Origin of the sequence: Aeromonas sp. V90_14 (assembly GCF_029967615.1) — a bacterium.
Classification (GTDB): domain Bacteria; phylum Pseudomonadota; class Gammaproteobacteria; order Enterobacterales; family Aeromonadaceae; genus Aeromonas; species Aeromonas hydrophila.
Window position 1 is genome coordinate 95,219 of sequence record NZ_JASCAS010000043.1, and the last position, 25,269, is coordinate 120,487.

The window sequence follows — 25,269 nt, forward strand, 5'->3', positions numbered from 1 at the left end:
ACTCCCACAGGAGCCCTTCTTGGACAGTATCTCAACGAGTACATTGCTGATTGTTCTCGTTATCTTGATCCTCTTGTCTGCTTTTTTCTCCAGTTCCGAAACCGGCATGATGTCCCTCAACCGCTACAAGTTGCGACATCTGGCCCAGACCAAACACAAGGCCGCCCGCCGGGTAGAAAAGCTGCTCTCTCGCCCGGATCGCCTGCTGGGGCTGATCCTGATCGGCAACAACCTGGTCAACATCCTCGCCTCGGCCATCGCCACCATCGTCTGTATCCGCGTCTTCGGCGATCTGGGGGTGGCCATCGCCACCTTCGGCCTGACCCTGATCGTGCTGGTGTTTGGTGAAGTGACCCCCAAGACCCTGGCGGCCATGTTCCCGGAGAAGATTGCCTACCCGGCCTCCTGGGTGCTCAAGGGGCTGATGGTGCCGCTTTCGCCGCTGGTCTGGCTGATCAACGGCATCACCAGCGGCCTGCTCAAGCTGCTGCGGCTCAACCCCAGCAAGGATGACGCCCTCAATACCGAGGAGCTGCGCACCATCGTCAACGAGGCTGGCAGTCTCATCCCCCAGCGCCATCAGGAGATGCTGCTCAGCATTCTGGATCTGGACAAGATGACGGTGGAGCACATCATGGTGCCGCGCAGCGAGATCTACGCCATCGACATCAACGACGACTGGAAAACCATACTGCGCCAGCTGGCCCACTGCGCCCACACCAAGATCCTGCTCTATCGCGACAACATCGACGACGTGGTGGGCTTTCTGCACGCCCGCGACGCACTGCGGCTGATGGCCAGGGATCAGTTCAACAAGTCGAGCCTGCTGCGGGAGGTGGACGAGATCTACTTCATCCCCGAGGGAACGCCGCTCAACGTGCAGCTGGCCAAGTTCCAGCGCAACAAGGAGCGGATCGGCCTCATCGTTGACGAGTACGGCGACATTCAGGGGTTGATCACCCTGGACGACATTCTGGAAGAGATAGTGGGCGACTTCACCACCTCCATGACCCCCGCTCCCAGCGACGAGATCCACCCCCAGCCGGACGGCTCCTTCCTGGTGGAGGGCTCCGCCAGCATCCGCGAGCTGAACAAGGAGATGAGCTGGCAACTGCCCATCGACGGGCCCAGAACGCTCAATGGCGCCATCCTGGAATACCTGGAGGAGATCCCCCAGCCCAACATCAGCCTGCGGCTGGCCGGTTACCCCATCGAGATCCTGGAAGTGGAGAACAACATGGTGAAGATGGCGCGGATCATGCCTGATTTATACCGTAACGAGTCTGGCTTTGAAGATTGAAAAAAGGCTGCCACTGGCAGCCTTTTTTCTTGCTCACTCGCTCTCCTCGTCCGGCTCCAGCACCAGAGTCGGAATCAATTCGCCAAATACCTTCTGCAACTCGTCGCGATTGGCCAGCAGGTCTTGCAGGGTATAGCTGTCCATCACCGCCAGAAAGGCGTTCATCGCCTCCTTCAGGGCATTTTTCAGCAGACAGACCGAGACGATGTGGCAGGCCGGTGAGCCGCAATCTATCCCGTCCAGATTCCCTTCCAGCGCCCGGATCACCTGACCGATGTTGACGGTCTCCGGCGCACAAGCCATACGGATCCCGCCATTCTTGCCGCGCTGGGACTGCAGATAGCCCAGTTTCACCAGCTGGTTCACCACCTTCACCATGTGATTGCGGGAGACGTCATACAAGGCGGAGACCTTGGCCACGCTCGACAATTCGCCCTCCGGCAGGGTCGCCAGATAGAGCAGGGCTCTCAATCCAAAATCGGTATAGCTAGTTAGTCTCATAGTGCCTGTGGCGCATCGCGCGGAAATTGATTATTGATTCAGATCAAATAAACATCTAGGATGCAGCTTATTAAGTGACATTTTAGATGTTCAATTAGCAAGGACCCCCTATGTTAGACCAAGCCACCATCGCCGTCATCAAAAGCACCATCCCTTTGCTCGAATCGGCGGGCCCCGCGCTCACCCAGCACTTCTACCAGCGCATGTTCAGCCATAACCCGGAACTGAAGGATATTTTCAACCTGGCGCACCAGCGCAGCGGCGGTCAGCCGCTGGCGCTGTTCAATGCGGTGGCGGCCTATGCCAAGAACATCGACAACCTGGGGGCACTGGCCGGGGCCGTGGAGCGTATCGCCCACAAGCACACGGGTTTCCTGATCCAGCCAGAACAATATCACATTGTAGGTAGTCATCTCTTGGCCACGCTCAAAGAATTGGGTGGAAGTGCGGTCACCGACGAGGTGCTGGATGCCTGGGGCAAGGCGTATGGCGTGCTCGCCAGCATCTTCATCGGCCGCGAGAGCGAGATTTATCAGGAGAAGGCGAGCCAGGCAGGTGGCTGGCAGGGTTCCCGCCCCTTCCTGATCAAGGAGAAGCGGGTCGAGAGCGAACTCATCACCTCCTTCCTGCTGACGCCGGTGGATGGCAAGCCGGTACTGGACTTCAAGCCAGGCCAGTACCTCAGCATCAAGCTGGTCCACCCCGAGCTGGAATATCAGGAGATCCGCCAGTACTCCCTCTCCGATGCACCCAACGGCCAGCACTACCGCATCAGCGTCAAGCGCGAGCCCCAGGGTCAGGTTTCCAACCTGCTGCACGATCATCTGCAAGCGGGTGACAAGATTGAGGTCATGCCCCCCACCGGCGACTTCTACCTGAAAGCCGATGGCCATACCCCGGTGGTGCTGCTCTCGGCCGGTGTGGGTGTCACGCCGATGATGAGCATGCTCAACCAGTTGCTGGCGAACGGCCATCAGGCCGACATCACCTGGCTGCACGCCTGTGAACAGGGTGCCGTACATGCCTTCAGGGAGGATATTCAGCAAAAATCCCGCCAAAACGCCAACCTGCTGAGCCGGGTCTGGTATCGGGAGCCCCAGGCCAGTGATGTGCAGGGCGAAGATTACGACTTTGCCGGCACCATGGACCTGAGTGCAGTGAAGGAGCGCATCACGCCGCAGGCCCACTACTACTTCTGTGGTCCCGTCGGCTTCATGCAGGCAGTCAAGCAGCAGCTGATCGCGGCAGACATTCCGGCCGGCCAGCTCCATTACGAAGTTTTTGGTCCCCACCAAGATCTGTAAGGCGGGCTAATCACTATAACCAGATGAGGGGCCAGCCTGTCACGGCACGGCGGCCGGCACCTCCCGGCCCACGGATGCAGATCCGTGGGTCATTTTTTTGGCTCAGTGCATCGCCTTGGCGCGGGCGATGGCATTGGCCGGCATCCGGTTGCCGAGCCGGCTCAGCAGGCTGGTCGCCTTCTGGTGCAGCGCCTTGTCGCCGATCACCGTGCTGTGCAACCAGTGGTAGGCCTCTTCATAGTCGAGCGGGCTGCCCATTCCCTGCAGCAGCATCTCCACCCACTCTATCTGTGCCCGCTGGAAGCCCAGGCTGGCGGCCTCCCGCATCAGGGTCTCGGCCTTGAGCAGATCCTTTTGCACCAGCGTGCCTTTCCAGTAGTAACGGCCCAGTTGTTCCAGCGCCGGCGCCAATCCCTGATTGGCCGCCTCCCACATGAATTTGACCCCCAGCTCCGCGTTGGGCTTGATGCAGACCCCCCAGGCCAGCATGTCCCCCCACAGAAACTGATAGGCAGGCACCTTCATCACCTCGGCCCGCACCTCGATATCCTGGGTAAGCTGGCACCTGTCCTGCTTTACCTGCTGCAGGTGACGCCCCTGTTCAATCCAGTTGAGCAGCTCGTCCTGGCGATAGAGCGGCACCGCCTGCAGTGTGCCACTGTCCACATTCAGGCCGCTGCTGCTGCTCGGGGTGCTGGTCATGGGGCGGCTATTGGGTGAGCGCCCGCTATCCGTGGCGGCAGGTGCAGGAATGGGGGCCGCTGCCGGCGCATCGGCCGTCGCCGGGCTGGTCGATGGCGCAGCCGTGGTATCCGTGGCCGCCGGCACCGCGGCTGCAGCAGATGGGACCGCCGCCTCCGGTTGCGCCGGCGTACTGGCCGGTGCGGAGGCGGCCACGGCCCCGCTCGTCGCGGCGGCGGCAGAGGCGGAAGGCTCGGCCCCCTGCGCCTGGCTCGTCAGCAATGGGGGCGTCAGCAAACAGAGAAGGCCGACAAGGGTAATGGGTTTCATCATAAGGATCTCCTGCAGCACCCTGTTATCGGCAGCCGGCAGCATCCCCTTAGGCCGGCGCCGCCTGCATCCGTCACCATAACGACAAAGGGGAGCCGAAGCTCCCCTTGCTGTCCATCCGGACGCCTTACTTGACGAAGTCGACACCCAGCTGGATATCGGCTTTCAGAGTGGCCAGCATGCCATCCATCGCCTCTTGTTCGAAGGCGCTCAGCTTGCCGTAGTCCAGCACGGTTTCGACACCGTTCTTGCCAAGCAGGATGGGCTGCGCGAAGAAGGTGGCGTGTTTGCCGTCGCCTTCCACGTAGGCGCACTCAATGACGTTGGCTTCACCCTGCAGACCCTTGATGAGCGACAAGCCGAAACGGCAGGCAGCCTGGCCCATGGAGAGAGTAGCGGAACCGCCACCGGCCTTGGCTTCCACCACTTCGGTACCGGCGTTCTGGATACGCTTGGTCATGGCGGCCACTTCGTCGGCGGTGAAGCTGGCACCGTCGATCTGGGAGAGCAGCGGCAGAATGGTCACGCCACTGTGGCCACCGATCACGTTGACGCGCACCTTGTCGACGTTCAGACCCTTGGCGTCGGCCACGAAGGTCTCGGCACGGATCACGTCCAGGGTGGTGACACCAAACAGGCGACGCTTGTCATAGACACCGGCTTTCTTCAGCACTTCGGCCGCGATGGCGACCGTGGTGTTGACCGGGTTGGTGATGATGCCGATCAGCGCTTTCGGGCAGGAGGCCGCGCACTTTTCCACCAGGTTCTTGACGATGCCGGCGTTGATGTTGAACAGGTCGGAACGATCCATGCCGGGCTTGCGAGCCACGCCGGCGGAGATCAGCACGACATCGGCGCCGACCAGAGCCGGGCTCGGATCTTCACCGCAGAAACCTTTTACTTTCACGTCAGTCGGGATATGGCTCAGATCGACCGCCACGCCCGGGGTCACCGGAGCGATGTCATACAGGCTCAATTCGGAACCAGCAGGCAGACGGTTTTTCAACAGCAGAGCGAGGGCTTGGCCGATGCCACCGGCGGCACCCAGAACGGCAACTTTCATGATCAACTCCATGTTTAAGCGTAGGTTTAAGGTTGTTTCTTGTTGTGCGCCCAACCTTAAAGGATCCCCCCCTAAAAAACAATCTGATAACAGTTGTAATCACAGGTTCTGTGAGCCAATAAACAGGCGGCGAATAAAAATGGGGGGAAATGCAAAAAATTGGAGGGGAAGCACAGATTTCCTGCACTTCCCCTCACCATTAATAGGTAGATCTACCGACTTCAGCCCTGGAAGGCCAGCGCCCTGCGTTCACACCAACGAAAACCAATTGTTAACAATCCGTTCATGGTCAGGTAGAGGGCACCGGCCACGGTGAACACCGCCAGGGTGTCATAGGTCTGGGCATTGAGGCGCTGGGCCAGCCCCATCACATCCATGATGGTGATGGTACTGGCGAGCGAACTCCCCTTGAGCACCAGGATCACCTCGTTGGAGTAGGCGGGCACCAGCCGCCGGGCGGCGTGACGCACCTTCATCCACAAAGTCTGACCGGCGGAGAAACCGAGTGCGCGGCAGGCCTCTACCTCACCGGCCGGGATCGCATCGAGCGCCCCCTTGAACAGCCGGGTGGAGTAGGCCGCAGTATTGAAGCCCAGCGCCAGCACGGCGCAGAACCAGGGCTGCTTGAGCAGCGGCCAGAGCGGCCCCTCTTTGAGCCAGGCAAACTGGCCCGGCCCGTAGTAGATGAGGAAGATCTGGATCAGCAGCGGCGTGCCGGTGAAGATCAACACCCACAGCTGCACCAGCTGGGTCGCCACCGGAATGCGGCGCTCCAGCACCCAGGTCATGGCAGCCGCCATCAGCACGCCGAGCAGCAGGCTGAATGCCGTGAGTTGCAGGGTAATCGCCAGGCCACCCAGCAGGGTCATCAGGTAATCCTGCATGATCAGCCTCCGTAACGGCGGGTGTAACGGGACGCCTGCTTCAAGCCAAACTCACTCACCAGGCTGATGGCCAGGTAGATGAGGGCCGCGGCGGCATACCAGGTGAAGGGTTGATAGGTGCTGGCCGAGGCCATCTGGGCCTGGCGCATCATCTCGTTCACCCCTATGAGGGAGACCAGTGCGGTGTCCTTGAGCAGCACCAGCCACTGGTTGCCGAGCCCCGGCAGGGCGTGTCGCCACGCCTGGGGCAGCACGATGCGAAAGAAGATGTGCCCCTTGCCAAGGCCGAGCGCCAGCGCCGCCAGCCGCTGCCCGGCGGGCACCGCATTGAGCGCGGCCCGCAGGGTCTGGGTGGCATAGCTGGCAAACAGCAGGGAGAGTGCCAGCACGCCACAGGCGAACGGGCTGAACTCCACATACTCACCGGTAATGAGGAACAGCACCTGGGTCGAGCCGAAGTAGATGAACAGCACCACCAGCAACTCGGGCAGGCCACGAATGAGCGTGGTGAGTGTGGCCACCGGCCACACCAGCGCGCGCTGCTTGCTCAGTTCGGCGGCGCTGAACGCCAGCGCCAGCACCATGCCCCCGACCAGTGATGCCAAGGCCAGCCCGAGGGTCATCCAGGCTGCATCCAACAACAGGCTCAACATGGCTTAGTGCGCGAAATATTTGTCGTAGATCTTCTGATAGGTGCCGTTGGCCTTGATGTCGGCCAGCCCCTTGTTCAGCTGAGTCAGCAGCTCCTGATTGCCCTTGGCCACCGCGATGCCAAAGCCGGTACCGAAGTACTTGGCGTCAGTCACCGGCGTGCCGATCACAGCATACTCCTTGTGCTGCTTGAGCCAGTCGGCGGCGACCGCGGTATCGGCAAACACGCCGTCGGTGCGGCCGTTCATCATGTCGAGGAAGGCGCTCTGGTAGCTGGCGTAGGGCACGGTCAGCAGACCCTTGCTCACCCAGTTGTCCACCAGATAGGACTGATGGGAAGTGCCGTTCTGCACGCCGACGGTCTTGTCCACCAGCTCTTCCGGCCCCTTGAAGGCGCCCTTCTTGGTCACGAACACGGCGGAGTTCTGGTAATAGATGTCGGAGAAATCGACCTGGGCGGCCCGCTCCGGGGTCACGTCCATGGCGGCGATGGCGGCGTCATAGCGACGGAATTTCAGGCTGGGGATCAGGCTGTCGAAGGCCTGGTTGTGGAAGCTGCACTCCAGCTTGGCCTGTTCACAGATGGCGCGGGCCAGATCGATGTCAAAACCCTGGAACTCGTTCTTGTCGTCCAGGTATTCGAACGGCGCGTAGGTGGCCTCGGTGGCGAACTTGATCTCCTTGGCCAGCACCGAGGTGCTCAGCAGGCCCATGGCGGCGACCAGCAACAGACTCTTTTTCATGACAGCTTCCTTATCGATTTGAATATCAATGCATCAAGAATTCGGCAAACCGGCTGGTTTGCGGGGCTTGGAAAATGGCGGCGGAGCCGGCTTCGATGATCCGCCCCTTCTCCAGATAGATCACCTGGCTGGCCACCTTGCGGGCGAACTCCACCTCGTGGGTCACCACCACCTGGGTGATGCCGGTCTGGCCCAGGTTGCGGATGATCTCCGCCACTTCCTTGGTGATCTCGGGGTCGAGGGCCGCCGTCGGTTCGTCAAACAGCAGCACCTGGGGGTCCATCATCAGGGTACGGGCGATGGCCACCCGCTGCTGCTGACCGCCGGACAGCCGCGCCGGCCAGGCGTCGCGCTTGTCGGCCAGTTGCAGCTGAGCCAGCAGATAGCCCCCCTTCTCCATGGCCGCCGCCTTGCTCATGCCGAGCAGCTTGACCGGCGCCTCGATGAGGTTCTCCATCACGGTGAGATGGGGCCACAGATTGTACTGCTGGAACACCATGCCCACCTTGCGCCGCAGCGCCTGGGTCTGACGGTTGAACTCGGCGGTGGAGAGGCTGGACGGGAAAGAAAATTCACTTTCACCGATGCGCAGAACACCGGCATCCGGGGTGTCCAGCAGGTTCATCATGCGCAGCAGAGAACTCTTGCCGGCACCGCTCGGGCCCAGCAGCACCAAGGTCTCACCGGGAGCGGTCCGAAAGCTGACCTGTTGCAGTACCGGCACCTTGTGCCAGGATTTTTCGATACCGATTAATTCAATACCCATACAGCCCAATTGAATAAGTTTTCAAAATTTCGTCCTGATTCTAACGCTGGCATGGGTGGATGCAAGCTATATTTGAATCAATATGCAGAACAAGCGCCGCTTCCTTGCAAAAATAGGCATATGAATGCAAAATGGGCACGCTGTTCATATCTGCCGCCTGAGCGTGACAGGCAGCCAAACCTCCTCATTCGTGAGTCCAAGATGAAGCATAACGACAAGCAAGAAAAACTGGCCAAGGCCTTTAAAGCCTTGCTGAAAGAAGAACGATTTGGCTCCCAGGCAGAGATAGTGACTGCCCTGCAAGAGATGGGCTTCGAAAACATCAACCAGTCCAAGGTATCGCGCATGCTGAGCCGCTTCGGCGCCGTTCGCACCCGCAATGCCAAGATGGAGATGGTCTACTGCCTGCCGGTGGAACTGGGCGTGCCCACCACCTCCAGCCCGCTCAAGAATCTGGTGCTGGATGTCGACCACAACGGTGCCCTGGTGGTGATCCACACCAGCCCGGGTGCGGCCCAGCTGATCGCCCGCCTGCTCGACTCCCTCGGCAAGGCCGAAGGGATCCTCGGCACCATCGCCGGTGACGACACCATCTTCATCACCCCGACCAGCGACACCGACATCGAAGAGCTCTACCTCTCCGCCCTCGAGCTGTTCGAACAGACGCCGTAATGGTTGCCGCCGCGTCATCGCGGTCCCGCCAAAACGCAAAATCCCGGCCAAGGCCGGGATTTTTGTTATCTGCGGGTGGGTGAGCCTTATTTGCCCTGCGCCACCAGAAAATCTTCTGAAGGGGCGAAGAAGGCCGCGCCGGTCACCGCTTTGGTGAAGCGCAGCAGGTGATCGAAGTGACTGCCCTCCCCCTTGTACATGCTGGCCAGCATGGCGTTGAAGTGCTGTGGGGTGCGGCAGCAGGAGATGAAGTAGAGCCCCTGCTCGGTCATAGTGCCCCAGGGCATGCTCTGGCGCAGTATCTCCATGGACTCGCCCTTCGGCGTCTTGAGGTTGACCCGCTTGATGTGGGCGGTCAGCGGCTTGTCGGCCGACTCGTACTCGATGTTGTCGACCTTGGTGCGACCGATAATGTCTTCCTGCTCCTTCAGTGCCAGCTTCTCCCAGTCGCTCATGGCATGGACCCAGCGCTGCACGTGGATGTAGGAGCCGCCGGCAAACTCGCCGCCGTCCAGCAGCGCCACTTCGGCGCGGTGCTCATCCTGCGGGTTCTCGGTGCCGTCGACGAAACCGGTCAGATCGCGGCAGTCGAGGTTGCGAAAACCGCGCACCTCTTCCGCCAGCTCCACCAGCCCGGCCAGCAGAGCCATGACGCGCTGACCGGCGTGATGCAGCACATCGACCCGATCGGCGCGCAGTTGCACGAACAGATCGAACGGCGTATTGGGCGCCTCCTGGCCGTTGGCGGATTGCGCCATGAAACCGCGGAACTGGGGCGGACGGGCGGCAGGATAGAGGCCATCCCAGGCATTGGCACCGACGGCCACCAGGCCGCTGAAGCCGGCAGCGGGGAAATCGGCGGCCACCGCCTCCCACAGGGCCGGCAACCTGGCCAGACGGGCCACCAGCTCGGCGGCGTCACCGGTGCGGTTGAACATCAGATAGAGGGCGTGCAGATTGGGCTCGGCACAGATCCCGGCTTGGGCTTTCATATATCTCTCCCCTGAACAGACATTGGCGATATGGGCGGTTAGCGTTGCGCGATTATAAACCAGCGCGGTTCCAGTTCATTGATTTCACGACGATATCACGCGTTCAGGGTAAAGGGTCAAACAACACCAGCGCGTGGGGCGTCACCCTGACCCGCGCCCGGACTCCCTCCAGCGGCTCGCCGATGCTCGCCTCCAGCCGCAGCTCACCACTCTCGAACAGCACCCGGCAGTGGTGGCCAAGGAACTGCTGCTCCACCACCTTGAGCTCGCCATCCGCGGCGCTCTCCAGCAGCAGCTGCTGGGGCCTGAGCATCAGTTGCAGCAGCTCACCCGCGGCCCGGCCATGGGGCTCGCTGCCGCAGATGACCCCGAGCGCCGTACGCACGCAGTGGCTGTCCACCACCTCGGCGGCCAGGTAGTTGACCCCGCCGAGAAACTCCGCCACGAAGCGATTCTGCGGGCGGCGATAGAGCTGCTCCGGCTGGCCCACCTGCTCGATGTGACCCGCGCGAAACAGCGCCAGCCGATCGGCGAAGGCAAAGGCCTCTTCCTTGCTGTGGCTGACGAAGATGGCGCCGATCCCCTGCTGCTTGAGCAGGGCGCGGATCTCGAGGATCAACTTCATCCGTACCTGGGTATCGATGTTGGAGAAAGGCTCGTCCAGCAGCATCAATCTCGGCTTGCACACCAGCGCCCGGGCGATGGCCACCCGCTGCTGCTGGCCACCAGAGAGCTGGTGCGGATAGCGATCTCCCAACCCTTGCAGATTGACCAGCGCCAGTGCCTCTTCAACCTGTTGCTGACGAGCACGGCGATCGAGTTTGGTCAGGCCAAAGCCGACGTTGTCGGCCACAGTCAGGTGAGGAAAGAGGGCGTAATCCTGAAAGATCATGCCGATGTTGCGCGCCTCGGGCGGCACGCTGGCACCCGGCCCGTCGAGCAGGGTATCGCCGAGGCGGATCGTTCCCTCTGCCAGCGGCAACAGGCCGGCGATGGCCTTGAGCAGCGTGGTCTTGCCGCAGCCGCTCGCCCCCAGCAGGCAGACGATCTCGTTGTCTGCCACCGTCAGGGAGAGCTGCTCCAGCACATTGCGGCCGTTGTAACGGCAACTGACATTTTCAACCTGCAAACAGGACAAGGCTGACTTCCTCATATTCTTTTGAACCAGACCGACCGGCGGCCGGACAACATTCCAGGGCGGGAGAACTCAGTGCCCCGCCCCATCCAGGTTGCGGTTGACCCAGAGCAGCGGCAACAACCCCACCAGCACGATGACGATGGCGCCGAGCGCGCCGCGCTCCAGCATCTCGTCCGACACGAACTGGTAGACGTGGGTCGCCAGGGTATCGAAGTTGAACGGCCGCAGCAGCAGGGCGGCAGGCAGCTCCTTCATGGATTCGATGAACACCAGCATGGCACCGGCAAACAGGCCGCGCCGTACCAGCGGCAGGTGCACCCGCCGCAGCATGGCGCCATCCCCCTGCCCCAGGGAGCGGGCCGCCATATCGAGGCTGGGGGAGATCTTGCCCATGCTGCTCTCCACCGAGCCGATGGCGATGGCCACGAAGCGCACCAGATAGCCGAACACGATGGCGGTGATGGTGCCGGTCAGCAGCAGCCCCGGTCCCTGGCGCCCCAGCCACTCGACCAGATCGTTGATGGCAAAATCGAGGGCGGTGAGCGGCACCAGCACCCCGATGGCCAGCACGGTACCCGGCATGGCGTAACCCATGGCGGCGATGCGCAGCGGCAGCAGGCTCTTGACTCCGCCATCGAGGCGACGACAGAAGCCAAGCAGCAGGGCGATGCCCATGGCCAGCAGGGCAGTCAGCGCCGAGATAGCCAAGCTGTTGCCGGCGAAGCGGACAAACTCCGGCGTCCACGACAATTCGAAGTAGCGCACGCCGTAGTCCAGCAGGATGACGAACGGCAGACCGAAGCCGGCCAGCACCAGCCCCCAGCACCAGAGGCCGGCAAGCCAGCGGCTCATCCCCTTGAGCGGGTAGCGCAGCGGCTGCTCGTGGCCCATGGACTTCTGGAAGACCTGCTGCCGACTGCGCGAGCGGCGCTCCAGCGCGATCAGCAGCACCACCGCCAGCAGCATCAGGCAGGAGAGCTTGGCCGCGGTTGCCAGACTGCCGTAGCCGAGCCAGGTGTCGTAGACCGCCGTGGTCAGGGTGTTGATGGCAAAGAAGTGGACGGTGGCAAAATCAGCCAGCGTCTCCATCGCCACCAGCGACACAGCGACCATGATGGCGGGGCGCGCCAGCGGCAGGCTGAGGCGGTGAAAACTCTGCCAGGGGGAGCAACCGAGCAGGCGGCTGGAGTGAATGAGGCTGACCGACTGCTCGAGAAAGGAGGCGCGGGTCAGCAGATAGACGTAGGGGAACAGCACCAGCGCCAGCACCCAGGCGGCGCCGCCGAGGGAGCGGATGGCCGGAAACCAGTAGTCGGCCGGCCCGCCCCAGCCAAACAGCTGGCGCAGCCCCGCCTGCAGCGGGCCCGAGTAGTCGAGCAGGTCGGTGTAGACATAAGCGACGATATAGGAGGGCATGGCCATCGGCAGCATCAGCGCCCACTGCAGGGCACGGCGCCCAGGCACCTGGCACATGGCCACCAGCCAGGCGGTAGGCACCCCGAACAGCAGGCTGAGCAGCACCACGCCGACCACCAGCCCCAGGGTATTGGTCAGATAGTCGAACAGCACGGTATCGGCAAGGTGGCCAAACAGATCTCCGTCGGCCGACAAGGCGGAGAAGACCAGAGCGAGCACCGGCAAAGCCAGCAGCAGGGCGCTGGCCCAACTGCCGGTAATCCATCCAAAATTTTTCATGAGACCACAGAGGTTGATGGGGCCCTTGGCCCCATCTGAATTACAAATCGAATTTCACTTCATCCAGCAGCTGCAAGGCGTCCTTGCGGTGCTTGGCGTAATCGCTGACCGGTAGCGCATCAGACTTGAAGCTGCCCCAGGACTTGACCATGGCGGAAGGCTCGACCCCGGCCTTGACCGGATACTCGGCGTTCACGTCCGCATACATGTGCTGGGCGGTGTCGCTGGCGAGGAACTCCATCAGCTTCTGGGCCTCGGCCTTGTTCTTGGCGTACTTGGTCATGGCCACGCCGCTCACGTTGACGTGGGCGCCGCGGTCAGCCTGGTTCGGGAAGTTGATGTAGACGGCATCGGCCCAGGCTTTCTGCGCCGGGTCCTTCAACATGGCGCCCAGGTAGTAGCTGTTGCCGAGCGACAGGTCACAGATACCATCCTTGATCGCTTTGACTTGATCCCGGTCGTTGCCCTGCGGCTTGCGCGCCAGGTTGGCCTTGACCCCTTCCAGCCAGCTCTTGGTCTCGGCCATGCCGTGATGAGCGATCATGGAGGAGACCAGCGCCACATTGTACTCATGCTTGCCGCTGCGGGTGCAGATTTTTCCTTTGAATTCAGGCTTGGCCAGATCTTCGTAGCTGATGGTGCCCTGCTTGCCGAGACGATCCTTGCTGGAATAGATGGCACGCACCCGGGTGGTCAGCGCGAACCAGCGGTTGTCCGGATCGCGATAGATGGCGGGGATGTTCTCCTGCAGGATCTTGCTATCCACCGGCTGCACCAGCCCCTTGTCCACCAGATCGGTCAGCCGGCTGATGTCGACAGTCAGCATCAGGTCGGCCGGGGAGAGCTTGCCTTCCCGCTCCAGACGCTCGTTCAGCCCCTCTTTGGCGAACACCACGTTGACCTTGATGCCCGATTCCTTCTCGAACTGCTGGATGATGGGCTTGATCAGCTCATCCTGCCGGTTGGAGTAGACATTCACCTCCCCTGCCGCCAATGCCGACTGAGCCGCCAACGCAGAGAAAGCCAGTGCCAACATCTTCATTTTCATCATCCATTCCTTGAGTTGCTATATCGAGTGAGAACCATTGCTGTTTGCATTTTGCATTGAGCTCGACAGCCGGATCAAGAAATCCTGATGTGGCGGGATCACATATTTAAACCCTGCTCAAACAAAGGGGCCGGATAGAATCCTATCCGGCCCCACCATGGAGTCAATTAGCGACAAAGTACCGATCATTCGCCCCATCCAGCGCGATCAGAGCGCCTCGTCGTCGCTCTCACCGGTCCGAATGCGCACGGCCTGCAGCAGGTCGTAGACGAAGATCTTGCCGTCACCGATCTTGCCGGTATAGGCGGCCTTGCAGATCGCCTCGATCACCCCTTCGACGTTGTCGTCGGCCGTCGCTATCTCCAGCTTTACCTTGGGCAGGAAGTCGACCTGATACTCGGCTCCCCGGTATAATTCGGTGTGCCCCTTCTGGCGGCCAAACCCTTTGACCTCGGACACGGTCAGACCCTCGACCCCCAGGTTGGCGATGGCCTCGCGCACGTCGTCCAACTTGAAGGGTTTGATAATCGCAGTAATCAGCTTCATCTGGTTGCTCCCAATCCATGGTATGTCATGAATGGGGAATCAATTCTTGTGCCAAGTCTTTTTATTGTTTAATTTCAAAAAGATAGCATTTACGTCTGGAGCAGAACTCTCCCGGCATCACCAAGGGAGCGCATCTCGCCCCATTATGAGGCACCAAGCTGAGCCAGCCACAGCCGATGCACCAAACAAGAGCACCGCAGTATGTTAGTCATCTCCAACAGCGTTACCCTGCCCTGGCATGAACTGCAATTCCAGACCATGCGGGCACAAGGCAACGGTGGCCAGCACGTCAACAAGACCGACTCCGCCGTCTGGTTGCGCTTCGATTACCGCAGCTCCCCCAGCCTCACCCCGCTCTACAAGGAGGGGCTCGACAAGCTGAGCGACAGCCGGGTGCACGACGGTTTCATCATGATCCGGGTCGAGACCCACCGCAGCCAGGACATGAACCGCAAGGAGGCGATGAACCGTCTGGTGGAGCTGCTGAAGAAAGCGGCCTGGCGCCCCAAGGCCCGCCATGCCACCAAGCCGACCCGCAGCTCCCAGCGCAAGCGGGTCGATGCCAAGAAGCGCAAGGGGGAGATAAAATCGACCCGCGGCAAGCCGGTAGTGGACTAGCCGGGCCCTTGCCCAACGCCCGAGGATGACAGAATGAAATTCAGTTTTTGCGACAGCGCCCACGGCCCCCTGCTCATCGCCATCGACCGGGACGGGCTGCGCTATGTAGAGTTCGTACGAGGCGAGCAGCCGGTGACCCCGACCGACGAATGGCAGCGCGACGATCAGGCGCTGGCCCCCTTCGTCGAACAGTTCGCGGCCTACTTCGCCGGTCGCCTGCGCCGCTTCGACCTGCCGCTGGCCGCCCGGGGCACCCCTTTTCAGCAGTCGGTGTGGCGTGCCCTGGGCGACATCCCCTACGGCGAAACCGTCAGCTACCTCGAGATAGCCCAGGCCATCGGCAATCCCAAGGCGGTTCGCGCGGTGGGGGCGGCCAACGGACGCAATCCGCTCAGCATCATAGTGCCCTGCCACCGGGTGATCGGCCGCAGCGGCGAGCTGACCGGTTATGCCGGCGGCATCCCCATCAAGCGCTGGCTGCTGGCACTGGAACAGCAGACCGCCGATGATTTTGTGCTGACCCCCTGAGCCGCGGCCGGCATCCCGTTAGCAACCTGGTTGCCGGCGCTGGAACAGCAAACCGCAGACGGCGTCGCGCTCCCCCCAACCAGCCTCCACTACGTTTAGCAAAATGAACATAGTATGAAGAATCGCCTCAGAAGGGCTTCAGACAGCATCAGGCATCATGGCTTCACACTTGGATGGTATGGCTCATCCCTCATTCAAGTGGCACCCATGTGACGCTTCCAATCTGTCTTTTTCCCCGCGCCTCCCTGAGGCGCTTTTTTTTGCCGGCAAGCGGCCACAAAAAAGCCCGCCGAAGCGGGCTCTGACCGGAAGGTGCTAGCTTCAGGGTCAATCAGAGGGCGAGGAACAAGCCGGCCAGCGAGGCACTCATCAGGTTCGCCAGCACACCTGCCAGGATGGCGCGCATGCCGTAACGGGCGATGAAGGATTTGCGCTCCGGCACCATGGCGCCCAGGCCGCCGATCAGGATCGCCATGGAAGAGATGTTGGCGAAACCACAGAGGGCGAAGGTGACGATGGCCTTGCTCGACTCGCTCAGGGTCTGGTCCTGTACCAGAGCGATGAAGGCGACGAACTCGTTCACCACTATCTTGGTCCCGATCAGGGCGCCAGCGGCCTGAGCCTGCTCCCAGGGGATACCGATCAGCCAGGAGACGGGTGCAAACAGCCAGCCCAGGATGATCTGGAAGCTCAGCTCCAGCCCCACCAGGTCGCCGGCCCAGCCCAGCAGGCCGTTGAGCATGGCGATCACCCCGACGAACGCCAGCAGGGTAGCCCCCACGGCGACCGCGATGTTGAGGCCGGACATGGCTCCATCGGCGGCCGCTTCAATCACGTTGGTGGCGCGCGGGATCACCACGTCCTGATGGTGATCCTGCTCTTCAGCGGCAGGCGGCACCAGGATCTTGGCCATGGCCAGACCGGCCGGCGCCGACATGAAGGCCGCCGCGATCAGGTATTTCAGCTCGACCCCGATGCTGGCGTAACCCACCAGGGTACCGCCGGCTACCGAGGCGAGGCCGCAGCTCATCACCGCGAAGAACTGGGAGTCAGACATCTTGGAGAGATAGGGTTTGACCACCAGCGGCGCCTCCACCATGCCGACGAAGATGTTGGCGGTGGCGGAGAGGCTCTCGGCGCGGCCGGTGCCCAGCAGCTTCTGCAGGCCACCGCCGAGCAGGGCGATCACTTTCGGCATCAGGCCGATGTGGTAGAGGATGGCGATCACCGCGGAGAAGAAGATGATGACCGGCAGCACGTTGAAGGCAAAGATGAAGCCCAGCTTGAACTTGGCCAGATCGCCGAACAGGAAGGCGATCCCCTCCTGACCGTAACCGATCACGCTGCTGACGCTTTCGCTTACCCCGTTCAGCACGTGCTGACCGGCGGGCAGCCAGAGCACCAGGCCGGCGAAGAGGATCTGCAGGCAGAGGGCCAGGCCCACTGTTCGCAACGGGATACAACGACGATTATCAGAGCAGAGCGTGGCCACGGCCAGAATGCTCAGGATGCCGAGCAGGGCAATCATAGGGACTCCATCAGGTGGGGCGAAAGATGGGCGCGGATTCTGCGCTCCCGACCTCGCCACTGCAAGTCCACTTGGTTACAGCCCTGTTAGAAAAAACGTTTGCACGATACCGGTTGCGGCAACTGGCTGATTTGACTCGATTTTGGTTTCAAGCGAAAGCCAGTGTTCTTATATGGAAACGATTATTCCTCTGTGCCGGACAATTTGCCGCCGAGCCAGGGGGCCAGCCGCTGCTCCCAGTAGGGATTCGGGCCGAAGTTCTCCTTGAGGAAGTCGATGAACAGCCGGATCTTGGGATCCAGGTGCTCGCGTCTGGCATAGACGGCGTGCACCGCCATCTTCTGGTTCGGTCGCCACTGGGGCAGCAGCGGGATCAACTGGCCGGACTGCAACTCCTTGTCCAGCAGGTAGTTGGCCACGTAAGCGATGCCGAGCCCGGCCAGGGCGGCGTCGCGCACCGCCTCCGCCAGATCCACCCGGTAGTTGCCGGCCACCTGCACCGTCTGGCGCTCCTTGCCCTGGCGAAACGACCACTCGTGGTAGCGCCGCTCCCGGCTCTGGTAGGTGATGCAGTTGTGCTGGGCCAGGTCTCTGGGGTGCAGCGGGGTGCCGTGGCTCAGCAGATAGTCTGGCGAGGCCACCAGCACGAAGTGAATGTCCGCCAGCCGCTGCCCCACCAGGGCCTCGGGCTTGTCCTCGTAGGTGGTGATCCAGAGATCCAGCCCCTCATCCACCAGGTTGGTGCGATGATCGAACAGCGAGACCTCCAGCTCCAGCTCGGGGTAGCGATCCTGAAACGCCTTGAGGCGCGGGATCACGTGCAGCCGGCCGAAGGATTGGCCGACCCCCAGATGCAGGATGCCGCTCACCTTGCCGCGCCGCTCCGCCACCATGGAGTCCGCCTCCAGCGCCACCGCCACCAGGGCGCGGCAGTGGCGGGCATACTCCTGGCCGAGCTCGGTGAGAGAGAAGCGGCGGGTAGTGCGCTGCACCAGCTGGGCACCGAGTTCGGTCTCCAGCTGGGCCAGCTGTTTGCTGATGTGGGATTTGGAGACCCCAAGCCGCCGGGCGGCCGCCGAGATGCCCTGTTCACGGACCAGGGCATCGAAGATCACCATTTGGGGCAGACGTTGCAGCACGGGATTACCAGAGAGAAGAGCAGACCCCCATTATTCCAGAGCCGCCCGCCGCGGGGTAGCGCTAAAGGCCGAGCGCCCGTTTGACCTCTTTTTGCAGGGGATCGTCCGCCGGATTCTGGTTCGCCCCATAACTCGCGACCAGCTTGCCGTCACGGCCGATCAGGTATTTGTGGAAGTTCCAGCCCGGCGCCTCGCCCGCCGCCGCGGCCAACCCCCGGTAAAGCGGGCTGGCATCGGCCCCGCGCACGGCGATCCGGTTGAACATGGGGAAGGTCACCCCGTAATCGCGCCGGCAGACCGAGGCGGTCTTGCCCTCCTCCCCCGCCTCCTGCCAGAAGTCGTTGGAAGGGAAGCCGAGCACCACCAATCCCTTCTCCTTGTAGGTCTGGTAGAGCGTCTCCAGATCCCGGAACTGGCCGCGATAGCCGCAGTAGGAAGCGGTATTGACCACCAGTACCACCTTGCCCTCGGTCAGCTGGCAGAGGTTGTGGCGCTGGGTGCTGTTGAGCTCCCGCATCTCCACGTTGAAGTAGTCCGGGCAGGCGGCGACGGCCGCCCCGGCCCCGAGTGTCAGCAACAACATGATCCATTTCATCGAGCGACTCCTGTCAGGCAGATGAGTGACATACGCGCGGGCACCCCGGCCGGTTCACCCGCTCAATAGAGGGGGATGCCGGTGAGCATGCCGTGCCCCCAGAAGATCAGCAGGGCGGTGAGCGCCAGCCCGGCCCCCACGCTGAGCCCGGTGCCGTACCAGTTGGCCGCCGGACGGGGATGGCGCTGCCAGTCCCGCACCGAAATCCAGACGATGCTCACCAGCGCCCACAGGCCGATGCCGCCAAACAGCACCAGGGAGCGGGCCTCGCTGTTGACCGCCAGGTGGGCGCCAGCCCAGAGCAGGGTGCCGAGCAGCTGGGGATGCACCAGCCAGCGCCGCAGGTGGTTGGGGCCCTGGCCGGAGCAGAACAGGATCAGGGCGATGGGCATGACCGTCATCATCAGGGTCGGCCCCCAGACGGGCAGAAAATAGAGCGGCAGGGGGCTGGCGGTGCGCCAGCCGGCGATGATGCAGGCGATGGCGATGAACACCAGCAACGAGAAGAGTCCCTTGTAGCGATTCTCCCCCAGCCGCTCGCGCAAGCGGGCCCGATGGGCAGCTGCGAAGCAGGGATAGAGGTGGATCAGGGTAAACAGCAGTACCCCCAGGGTCAGCAAGATCATGGGTTGCTCCTTGTACTATGGGGGATCACTATGCCGCAAAGTCGGCGGCCAGAATACAGAAACCGCAGAAAAACGCAGGCTATACAGCAGGATAATGAAAAAAGCCGATCATCTGATCGGCAAGGTGTTTCGGGCAGACCTGCAGCGGTGCAGGTCGTCACCGCGACACGGGGCGGGGTTGGCCGGCGCCAGGCACCGGCCAGAAAAGAGTCAGGGTCGCAGCAGATAGAGCGCCGCCACGTTGCGGGCCGTCAGCTGCAGGTTGGTGGTGGCGGTGGCCAGCGCCTCCGGCAGCGACATGGCACGGTTGACCACGGCGAACACCGCATCCAGCCCGTGCTCGTGCACCACGCCGCAGTCGTCGGTCAGGCAGCCCGCAATGCCGATCACCGGCTTGCCGAACTGCTTGGCGCAGCGTGCGACACCGATTGGCGTCTTGCCGTGGATGGTCTGGCTGTCGATGCGTCCCTCGCCGGTGATGACTAGATCCGCGTCGGCCACCGCCTCGGCCAGTTTCAACGCCTCGATGACGATCTGGATGCCGGGTTTGAGCTCGGCGCCGAGCAGGCCCACCAGGGCCGCCCCCATGCCACCGGCGGCGCCCGCTCCCGCAATCTCCTTCACCTGCTTGCCAAGCGCCTGCTCGATGCAGTCGGCGTAGTGGGCCAGGTTGGCGTCCAGCTGCGCCACCATCGCGGGGGTCGCCCCCTTCTGCGGACCGAACACGGCGGAGGCCCCTTTCGGCCCGCACAGCGGGTTGTCCACGTCGCAGGCCACTTCGATGGTGATCTTGGCGAGGCGCGAATCGAGCCCGCTCAGATCGATGGTGGCCAGCTCGGCCAGACCGGCGCCGCCCGGCGCGATGGGAGTGCCGTCGCGCTTGAGCAGCTTGCCGCCGAGCGCCTGGATCATGCCGGCACCGCCGTCATTGGTGGCGCTGCCGCCGATGCCGAGGATCAGATGCTTCACCCCCATGTCGAGGGCCGCCAGGATCAGCTCGCCGGTGCCGCTGCTGGAGGTGTGCAGCGGATTGCGCAGCTCAGGCGCCACCAGATGCAGGCCGGAGGCCGCCGCCATCTCGATGACGGCGCGCTCGCCATCCCCCAGCAGACCGACGAAGCCCTGTACCTTGTTACCAAGGGGAGCGGTCACGTAGAAGGGCAGAATGCGGCCACCGGTGGCGTCCACCAAGGACTCCACCGTCCCCTCGCCGCCATCGGCCATCGGCAATTTGACGTAGGTGGCATCCGGCAACACCTGCTTGAATCCGGCCTCGATGGCATCGGCCACCGCCATGGCGCTGAGGCTCTCCTTGAATGAATCGGGGGCGATAACAATTTTCATATCAATTCCTTAGGCGAGGCCAAACACGCCGAACATCAGGGTGGAGACGGCGGCAATGGTCAGACCGACCGCGGTTTCGTAGGGGATGAGCTTGAGCCGCTCACCCACGCCCATGTGGACGCTGCCGCCGGTGGCATGGAAGAAGGAGCCGTGGGGCATGTGGTCGAACACGGTGGCACCGGCGTGGATCATGGCGGCCCCCGCCAGGCTGCTGATGCCAAGCTCTATCAGAGTGGAGCTGAACACGTTGGAGGCCACCACGGTACCGGCAGTGGTCGAGGCGGTCGCCAGCGACATCAGGGCACCCGAGATCGGAGCCAGCAGGTAGGAGGGCAGACCGGAGGCGGTCAGGCCGCTGATCAGCACATCCTTGAGACCGGAGTTGGCGATGATGCCCGCCAGGGTACCGGTACCCAGCAGCATGATGGCCACCGGCGCCATGCGGGCAAGACCCGAGACCGCAAACTGGTTCACCTTGCTGAACTTGCCCATCATCAGGGCGCCGACCAGGCCGCCGAGGGGCAGTGCAATGAGCGGATCCACGACTATGCCGGCGATGGGGCGCAGGGCCAGCAGCAGGATGGCCACCAGCGGCGCGCTGATGGCGGCGGCAAAGCCCGGCAGCTTGCTGCCATTGAAGCTCACCACCTCGTCGGCGGCGACCTTGCTGCCCTTGTTGTTGAGGCGCTTGGCCAGCCAGTAGGCCATCACCAGCCCGAACAGGCCCGGGATGATGCCGGCCGCCATCACCGAGGTGAGCGGCAGGTGGAAGGCATCGGCTGCGGCGATGGCGTTGGGGTTGGGAGACATGACGTTGCCCGCCTTGCCGCCACCGATCATCGCCAGCAGGATGGCCGCCTTGGAGAGGTCGGCACGGCGGGCGATGGCCAGCGCAATGGGGGCGACCGTGATGACGGCCACGTCCACGAACACGCCGACCGCGGTCAGGATCAGGGTGGCCAGGGCCAGTGCCAGCAGGGCCCGGGTTTCACCGAGCTTCTTGACGATGGTCTCGGCGATGGTGGTGGCGGCGCCCGATTCGATCAGCACGCCGGCCAGCACGCCCGCTGCCAGGATCCGCATCACCGCCGTGGTGATCCCCTGGGCACCGCCGATCATCAGGGCGACGGTCTGGGTCAGATCGGCGCCGCCGATCAGGCCACCGGCCAGGGCGCCGACGATCATGCCGTAAGCGGGCGGCACCTTCTTCAGGATCAGGAAGATGGCGATGGAGAGCGCGGCGAGAGCGCCGAGCGCGGATACAGGGATCATGACGGGCACCTTTCAAATGAGTGAGTGGTGGCCATTATGGTGATCCGGGATCGGAATGCTTTGGTCAAAAAACCAAATATCAGCGTTGTAAAACACAACTTTTTGTATGAATGAACAAATCAGCTATCGAGGTTGAGCCCGAGATAGAGCAGGAACTTGTCATCTAACTTGTTGAAATTCAACCCGGTTATCTGCTCAATCCGGGTCAGCCGATAGCGCAGGGTATTGGGGTGGATGAACAGGGCTTCGGCGCAGGGATGCAGATCACAATCCTGCAAGAAATATTGGCGCAGCGTCTTCTGCAGCGTTCCCTTTGTGTCCTCCTGCGCCAGCTTGTGCAGCGGTGCCCGCAGCTGATCCGCCTGCCAGGAGTCCGCCAGACTGCCGAGCAGCACCGGCAGCCGATAATCCTCGAAGAAATAGACCTGTTTGCGCGGCGCCTGCCGCATGCCACGGCGCAAGGTGTCCCGCGCCGTCTGGTAGGAACGCGCCAGCCCGCCGGTGCCGGCGAAGTAATCACCCACCCCGATGCGCACCCGAAAGTGGGGAATGCGGGCCAGCAGCTGCTTGATGCGGCTGCGCTCCTGCGCCGACTGCCAGATGCCGTCGCTGAGCTGGGCCGGCTTGAGCACCACTATCTCGTCCAGACCGTTGATGGCCACCAGGTTGTCCCGCTCCGGGTTTTCCAGCAGGTGCACCAGCTCCCGCAGCCGGGCCGGGTCGGCCTCCTCCAGCGCCAACACCGCCACCACCCGCGGCTGAGCCAGATCCAGCCCGAGAAAACGGGCCGCCTGCTGCAGCTGATCTTCCCGTCCTTCACCACGGATGAGCTGCAGTACCAGCTCCTCCTTGTGGCGCTTGTCCCACTGCAGTTGTTCGGTGAGCGCCGCCTGCTCCAGAATGAGCTCGGCGGTCATGCGCACCAGTTCGGCGTAAGCACGCACTTCGTCCGGATCACCCGAGATGCCGATGACCCCGAGCAGCTCCCCCTGATAGGCGATGGGCAGGTTGATGCCGGGGCGCACTCCCTTGAGCTCGCGGGCGGTGGCGTCGCTGATCTCCACCACCCGGTTCTCGGTCAGCGCCAGCACGGCCCCTTCGTGACGCTGATGGAGCCGCTCCGGGTTGCCGGACGCGATGATCAGACCGTGCTCGTCCATCACGTTGACCGAAAAAGAGAGGATCTTCATCGCCCGGCTGACAATCTGCCGTGCAAGCGTGTCATTGAGCTGCATAGGTACTCCGCTGAACGAAACGGGAATAGTCTGAGGCGGTGATGAGTCGCAGTGCTTCATCCATCACCTCGACCGAGCACGACAGGATTTTCATCGCCCGACTGACTCTCTGGCGCGCAAGGGTATCGTTTAGCTGCATCACATCTCCAAAGCGGGGGCCGGACCGGCCACAAAGCGCCGGTAGCGGGGCAAAGATGCCACATCTTCAAGACAAGCGAGGGGGGGCTCGCTAGAATAGGCCACTTTACGCTATATGCGCCCCGCCATGGAGCAGGATTTGCCCTGCCCATGACGACTCACCCTTCCGCTATGGACTGAACTATGGATTATGAATTTCGCCGCGATCCGTTCGGCGGTTATCGCGCCCGGTTCTCCATGGGCCATGAGGCCATCGGCCAGTGGCTGATCGACGAAGTGGGCAAGGACGAGGAGAAACTCGACGAGCTGTTCGCCATCATCGATCAGCTCTCCAGCCGGACTCGCGTCGAATACCGGCTGCTTGGCGGCGACTACTCCCTGCTGCTGACCCACGAGGAAGCCGAGGTGAAAGCCAACGTCCTCAATATCGAGCAGGATGAGGATCTCGACGATCTCGCCTACTACGATGATGAACAGCTGGCCATGTGCGGGCTGGAAGATTTTGCCCAGGTGCTCGGCTCCTGGCGCGCCTTTATCCGCAACGAGGATATGGGCTGATCGACCCCTCTGAAAAACGACATCGGGCAACCATGCCCCATTGCCTAACCAACAGGATTGACTATGTCTATTTACGATTTTGATGACGAACTGCCGGAAGACGAGCAGGAACAACCGAAAAAAGCCGCCCCTGCCAAGAAGAAAGGCAAGCAGGTGCTGAACACCCAGGTCAACCTGAGCCCGCGCGATGCCAGCCGTCTGAACGGTATGCACGTCGAAGCCATCGCCACCCTGGACGACGTCAGCCTGCCGAAGAACGTGATCTTCAAGGCCGGCCTGATCGCCCTGGGCGAGCTGGAAGCCAGCAAGCGTGCCGACATCATTGCCCGGGTGATCGCCGAATCCGGCCGCTGAGACGCCTTGTCACCCTTGCCAAAACCGGAGCCCAGCTCCGGTTTTTTTATGGCCGCGCGCCCTGGCAGCCAGCCGAACACGGGATCCGACCAGCTTATTAAGCCTTGTCTCATGGGATGTCCCATTGTTAAGGTGCGGGACTTTCATCGGCCTTGGAGACTCAATGTTACCTCTACCTGATTCACTCATCTGGGGAGCACTGGCGCTGGCCGTCTTGCTCTGTCTGGCCCGGCAACGGCTGCCCGGCTTCATCATGCTGGCCGTCGCCCTGCTGGCGGCTCTCGGCCTCGGCCACCTGAGCCCAGTCGCCCTGCTGGCCAGCGCGGCGGGCCTGCTGCTGGCCTGGCGCACCCCCTCCCTGCCCCAGCCCTGGCGCGCCGTCGCCCTGGGTGCCGTGCTGCTGTGGGCGATGGCGCTGATGCTGCACCTCATCCCCGGCTTCGCCAACCTGAAGGTGCTGGACCAGGTGCAGGCCGGTCCCGCCAGCGTGCCGTTCAACATGTACCTCAACCTGGACAAGCCGCTGGTCTTCTTCGGCCTGCTGCTGGCCTGGCCCGCCCTGCTGGGCCCGGGCGGCGCCGTTCAGTGGCGCAGACTGGCACTGCTGCTGGTGCCGCTGGCGTCCCTGCTGATCGCCGCCTGGCAGCTGGGGGCCCTCAAGCCCGAGGTGGGCCTGCCCGGCTGGTGGTGGCTGTTTGCCCTCAACAACCTGCTGTTCACCTGCGTGGCGGAAGAGGCGCTGTTTCGCGGCTTCCTGCAGCAGGGGATCGCCGCACACAGCCGGCGCTGGCTTGGGGTGCTGGTGGCCAGCCTGCTGTTCGGCGCCGCCCACCTGGCCGGCGGCCCGCTGCTGGTGCTGTTCGCCGCGCTGGCGGGGGCCTGCTATGGCCTGGCGTTCCTGCTGAGCGGGCGCCTCGGCGTCGCCATCGCGATCCACTTCCTGTTCAACTTCGCCCACCTGGCCCTCTTTACCTACCCGCTGGCCAGCCGCTGATCCCGGGCGCCCCCTGCGGGGCGCCT

At 62.7% G+C, this 25,269-nt stretch carries 27 protein-coding genes; 8 read left to right on the top strand and 19 right to left on the bottom strand.

The genetic code is table 11. The features are described from left to right. Window positions 1–19 precede the first annotated feature (19 nt). On the top strand, window positions 20–1,300 hold the full coding sequence (locus tag QLG02_RS17285; protein ID WP_011704627.1) for a CNNM domain-containing protein: 1,281 nt from the start codon (window positions 20–22) through the stop codon (window positions 1,298–1,300). A 33-nt stretch (window positions 1,301–1,333) separates the two neighbouring features. Here QLG02_RS17285 and QLG02_RS17290 read toward each other — a convergent pair whose 3' ends face one another. Further along, window positions 1,334–1,801, bottom strand: a complete 468-nt coding sequence (locus QLG02_RS17290) for an Rrf2 family transcriptional regulator (RefSeq protein ID WP_011704626.1) — start codon at window positions 1,799–1,801, stop codon at window positions 1,334–1,336. Between the two features lie 110 nt (window positions 1,802–1,911). Between QLG02_RS17290 and hmpA the strand changes: the two genes are divergently transcribed. Continuing rightward, on the top strand, window positions 1,912–3,105 hold the full coding sequence (gene hmpA, locus QLG02_RS17295; RefSeq protein ID WP_282465733.1) for an NO-inducible flavohemoprotein: 1,194 nt from the start codon (window positions 1,912–1,914) through the stop codon (window positions 3,103–3,105). Between the two features lie 102 nt (window positions 3,106–3,207). On the opposite strand, the gene QLG02_RS17300 is transcribed toward hmpA, so the two are convergent. The 6 genes from QLG02_RS17300 to QLG02_RS17325 form a co-directional block, all read right to left on the bottom strand. Then, on the bottom strand, window positions 3,208–3,807 hold the full coding sequence (locus tag QLG02_RS17300; protein ID WP_016349413.1) for an SEL1-like repeat protein: 600 nt from the start codon (window positions 3,805–3,807) through the stop codon (window positions 3,208–3,210). Window positions 3,808–4,243: 436 nt separating this feature from the next. Next, window positions 4,244–5,179: a malate dehydrogenase gene (gene mdh / locus QLG02_RS17305; RefSeq protein ID WP_029301952.1), complete on the bottom strand. Its 936-nt coding sequence runs from the start codon at window positions 5,177–5,179 to the stop codon at window positions 4,244–4,246. Window positions 5,180–5,400: 221 nt separating this feature from the next. Further along, on the bottom strand, window positions 5,401–6,063 hold the full coding sequence (gene artM, locus QLG02_RS17310; RefSeq protein ID WP_016349411.1) for an arginine ABC transporter permease ArtM: 663 nt from the start codon (window positions 6,061–6,063) through the stop codon (window positions 5,401–5,403). A gap of 2 nt (window positions 6,064–6,065) precedes the next feature. Next, on the bottom strand, window positions 6,066–6,716 hold the full coding sequence (gene artQ / locus QLG02_RS17315) for an arginine ABC transporter permease ArtQ (protein ID WP_017409015.1): 651 nt from the start codon (window positions 6,714–6,716) through the stop codon (window positions 6,066–6,068). A 3-nt stretch (window positions 6,717–6,719) separates the two neighbouring features. Continuing rightward, window positions 6,720–7,457: a transporter substrate-binding domain-containing protein gene (locus tag QLG02_RS17320; RefSeq protein ID WP_011704620.1), complete on the bottom strand. Its 738-nt coding sequence runs from the start codon at window positions 7,455–7,457 to the stop codon at window positions 6,720–6,722. 25 nt (window positions 7,458–7,482) lie between these two features. Next, window positions 7,483–8,223, bottom strand: a complete 741-nt coding sequence (locus QLG02_RS17325) for an ATP-binding cassette domain-containing protein (protein ID WP_005308671.1) — start codon at window positions 8,221–8,223, stop codon at window positions 7,483–7,485. Window positions 8,224–8,424: 201 nt separating this feature from the next. Between QLG02_RS17325 and argR the strand changes: the two genes are divergently transcribed. Beyond that, window positions 8,425–8,895 (top strand): transcriptional regulator ArgR, encoded by a 471-nt coding sequence (argR, locus tag QLG02_RS17330; RefSeq protein WP_005308670.1) that lies wholly within the window; start codon window positions 8,425–8,427, stop codon window positions 8,893–8,895. 86 nt (window positions 8,896–8,981) lie between these two features. Here the strand turns inward: argR and QLG02_RS17335 are convergent, their stop codons facing one another. From QLG02_RS17335 to glnK, 5 genes are all read right to left on the bottom strand, one after another. Further along, on the bottom strand, window positions 8,982–9,887 hold the full coding sequence (locus QLG02_RS17335; RefSeq protein WP_045529131.1) for a Dyp-type peroxidase: 906 nt from the start codon (window positions 9,885–9,887) through the stop codon (window positions 8,982–8,984). Between the two features lie 103 nt (window positions 9,888–9,990). Then, window positions 9,991–11,025, bottom strand: a complete 1,035-nt coding sequence (locus QLG02_RS17340) for an ABC transporter ATP-binding protein (protein WP_282465734.1) — start codon at window positions 11,023–11,025, stop codon at window positions 9,991–9,993. Between the two features lie 69 nt (window positions 11,026–11,094). Beyond that, window positions 11,095–12,720, bottom strand: a complete 1,626-nt coding sequence (locus tag QLG02_RS17345) for an iron ABC transporter permease (protein WP_282465735.1) — start codon at window positions 12,718–12,720, stop codon at window positions 11,095–11,097. A gap of 40 nt (window positions 12,721–12,760) precedes the next feature. After that, complete coding sequence (locus QLG02_RS17350; RefSeq protein WP_124253169.1) at window positions 12,761–13,768, bottom strand: Fe(3+) ABC transporter substrate-binding protein; 1,008 nt, start codon at window positions 13,766–13,768, stop codon at window positions 12,761–12,763. A gap of 207 nt (window positions 13,769–13,975) precedes the next feature. Then, on the bottom strand, window positions 13,976–14,314 hold the full coding sequence (gene glnK, locus QLG02_RS17355) for a P-II family nitrogen regulator (RefSeq protein ID WP_011704615.1): 339 nt from the start codon (window positions 14,312–14,314) through the stop codon (window positions 13,976–13,978). A gap of 201 nt (window positions 14,315–14,515) precedes the next feature. Between glnK and arfB the strand changes: the two genes are divergently transcribed. Both arfB and QLG02_RS17365 read left to right on the top strand, forming a co-directional pair. After that, a complete protein-coding gene (arfB, locus tag QLG02_RS17360) occupies window positions 14,516–14,932 on the top strand; it encodes an alternative ribosome rescue aminoacyl-tRNA hydrolase ArfB (protein ID WP_017785571.1) in 417 nt (138 codons plus the stop codon). Window positions 14,933–14,965: 33 nt separating this feature from the next. Next, window positions 14,966–15,460, top strand: coding sequence for a methylated-DNA--[protein]-cysteine S-methyltransferase (locus tag QLG02_RS17365; protein ID WP_282465736.1), 495 nt, complete (start codon window positions 14,966–14,968; stop codon window positions 15,458–15,460). Between the two features lie 331 nt (window positions 15,461–15,791). Here QLG02_RS17365 and QLG02_RS17370 read toward each other — a convergent pair whose 3' ends face one another. The 7 genes from QLG02_RS17370 to QLG02_RS17400 all read right to left on the bottom strand — a co-directional run bounded on the left by QLG02_RS17370 (window position 15,792) and on the right by QLG02_RS17400 (window position 23,199). Continuing rightward, window positions 15,792–16,988 carry a NupC/NupG family nucleoside CNT transporter gene (locus tag QLG02_RS17370; protein WP_282465737.1) on the bottom strand — a complete coding sequence of 399 codons (1,197 nt, stop codon included), beginning with the start codon at window positions 16,986–16,988 and terminating at the stop codon, window positions 15,792–15,794. 182 nt (window positions 16,989–17,170) lie between these two features. Beyond that, window positions 17,171–18,106, bottom strand: a complete 936-nt coding sequence (locus QLG02_RS17375) for a LysR family transcriptional regulator (protein WP_282465771.1) — start codon at window positions 18,104–18,106, stop codon at window positions 17,171–17,173. A gap of 82 nt (window positions 18,107–18,188) precedes the next feature. After that, window positions 18,189–18,722 carry a glutathione peroxidase gene (locus tag QLG02_RS17380; protein WP_139393153.1) on the bottom strand — a complete coding sequence of 178 codons (534 nt, stop codon included), beginning with the start codon at window positions 18,720–18,722 and terminating at the stop codon, window positions 18,189–18,191. Between the two features lie 62 nt (window positions 18,723–18,784). Continuing rightward, entirely contained in the window at window positions 18,785–19,348 is a 564-nt protein-coding gene (locus QLG02_RS17385) for an NnrU family protein (protein WP_282465738.1), read from the bottom strand. Between the two features lie 210 nt (window positions 19,349–19,558). Beyond that, window positions 19,559–20,692 (bottom strand): glycerate kinase, encoded by a 1,134-nt coding sequence (locus QLG02_RS17390; protein ID WP_282465739.1) that lies wholly within the window; start codon window positions 20,690–20,692, stop codon window positions 19,559–19,561. 9 nt (window positions 20,693–20,701) lie between these two features. Next, complete coding sequence (locus QLG02_RS17395; RefSeq protein ID WP_011704607.1) at window positions 20,702–21,964, bottom strand: GntP family permease; 1,263 nt, start codon at window positions 21,962–21,964, stop codon at window positions 20,702–20,704. Window positions 21,965–22,083: 119 nt separating this feature from the next. Next, the gene (locus tag QLG02_RS17400; protein WP_016349398.1) at window positions 22,084–23,199 is read right to left on the bottom strand and encodes a sugar diacid recognition domain-containing protein; all 1,116 of its coding nucleotides are present in this window, start codon (window positions 23,197–23,199) and stop codon (window positions 22,084–22,086) included. A gap of 321 nt (window positions 23,200–23,520) precedes the next feature. Between QLG02_RS17400 and QLG02_RS17405 the strand changes: the two genes are divergently transcribed. From QLG02_RS17405 to QLG02_RS17415, 3 genes are all read left to right on the top strand, one after another. Further along, window positions 23,521–23,895, top strand: coding sequence for a YacL family protein (locus QLG02_RS17405; protein WP_011704605.1), 375 nt, complete (start codon window positions 23,521–23,523; stop codon window positions 23,893–23,895). Between the two features lie 63 nt (window positions 23,896–23,958). Beyond that, window positions 23,959–24,249: a hypothetical protein gene (locus QLG02_RS17410; protein ID WP_011704604.1), complete on the top strand. Its 291-nt coding sequence runs from the start codon at window positions 23,959–23,961 to the stop codon at window positions 24,247–24,249. Between the two features lie 163 nt (window positions 24,250–24,412). After that, the gene (locus tag QLG02_RS17415; RefSeq protein ID WP_282465740.1) at window positions 24,413–25,243 is read left to right on the top strand and encodes a CPBP family intramembrane glutamic endopeptidase; all 831 of its coding nucleotides are present in this window, start codon (window positions 24,413–24,415) and stop codon (window positions 25,241–25,243) included. Window positions 25,244–25,269: the final 26 nt, after the last annotated feature.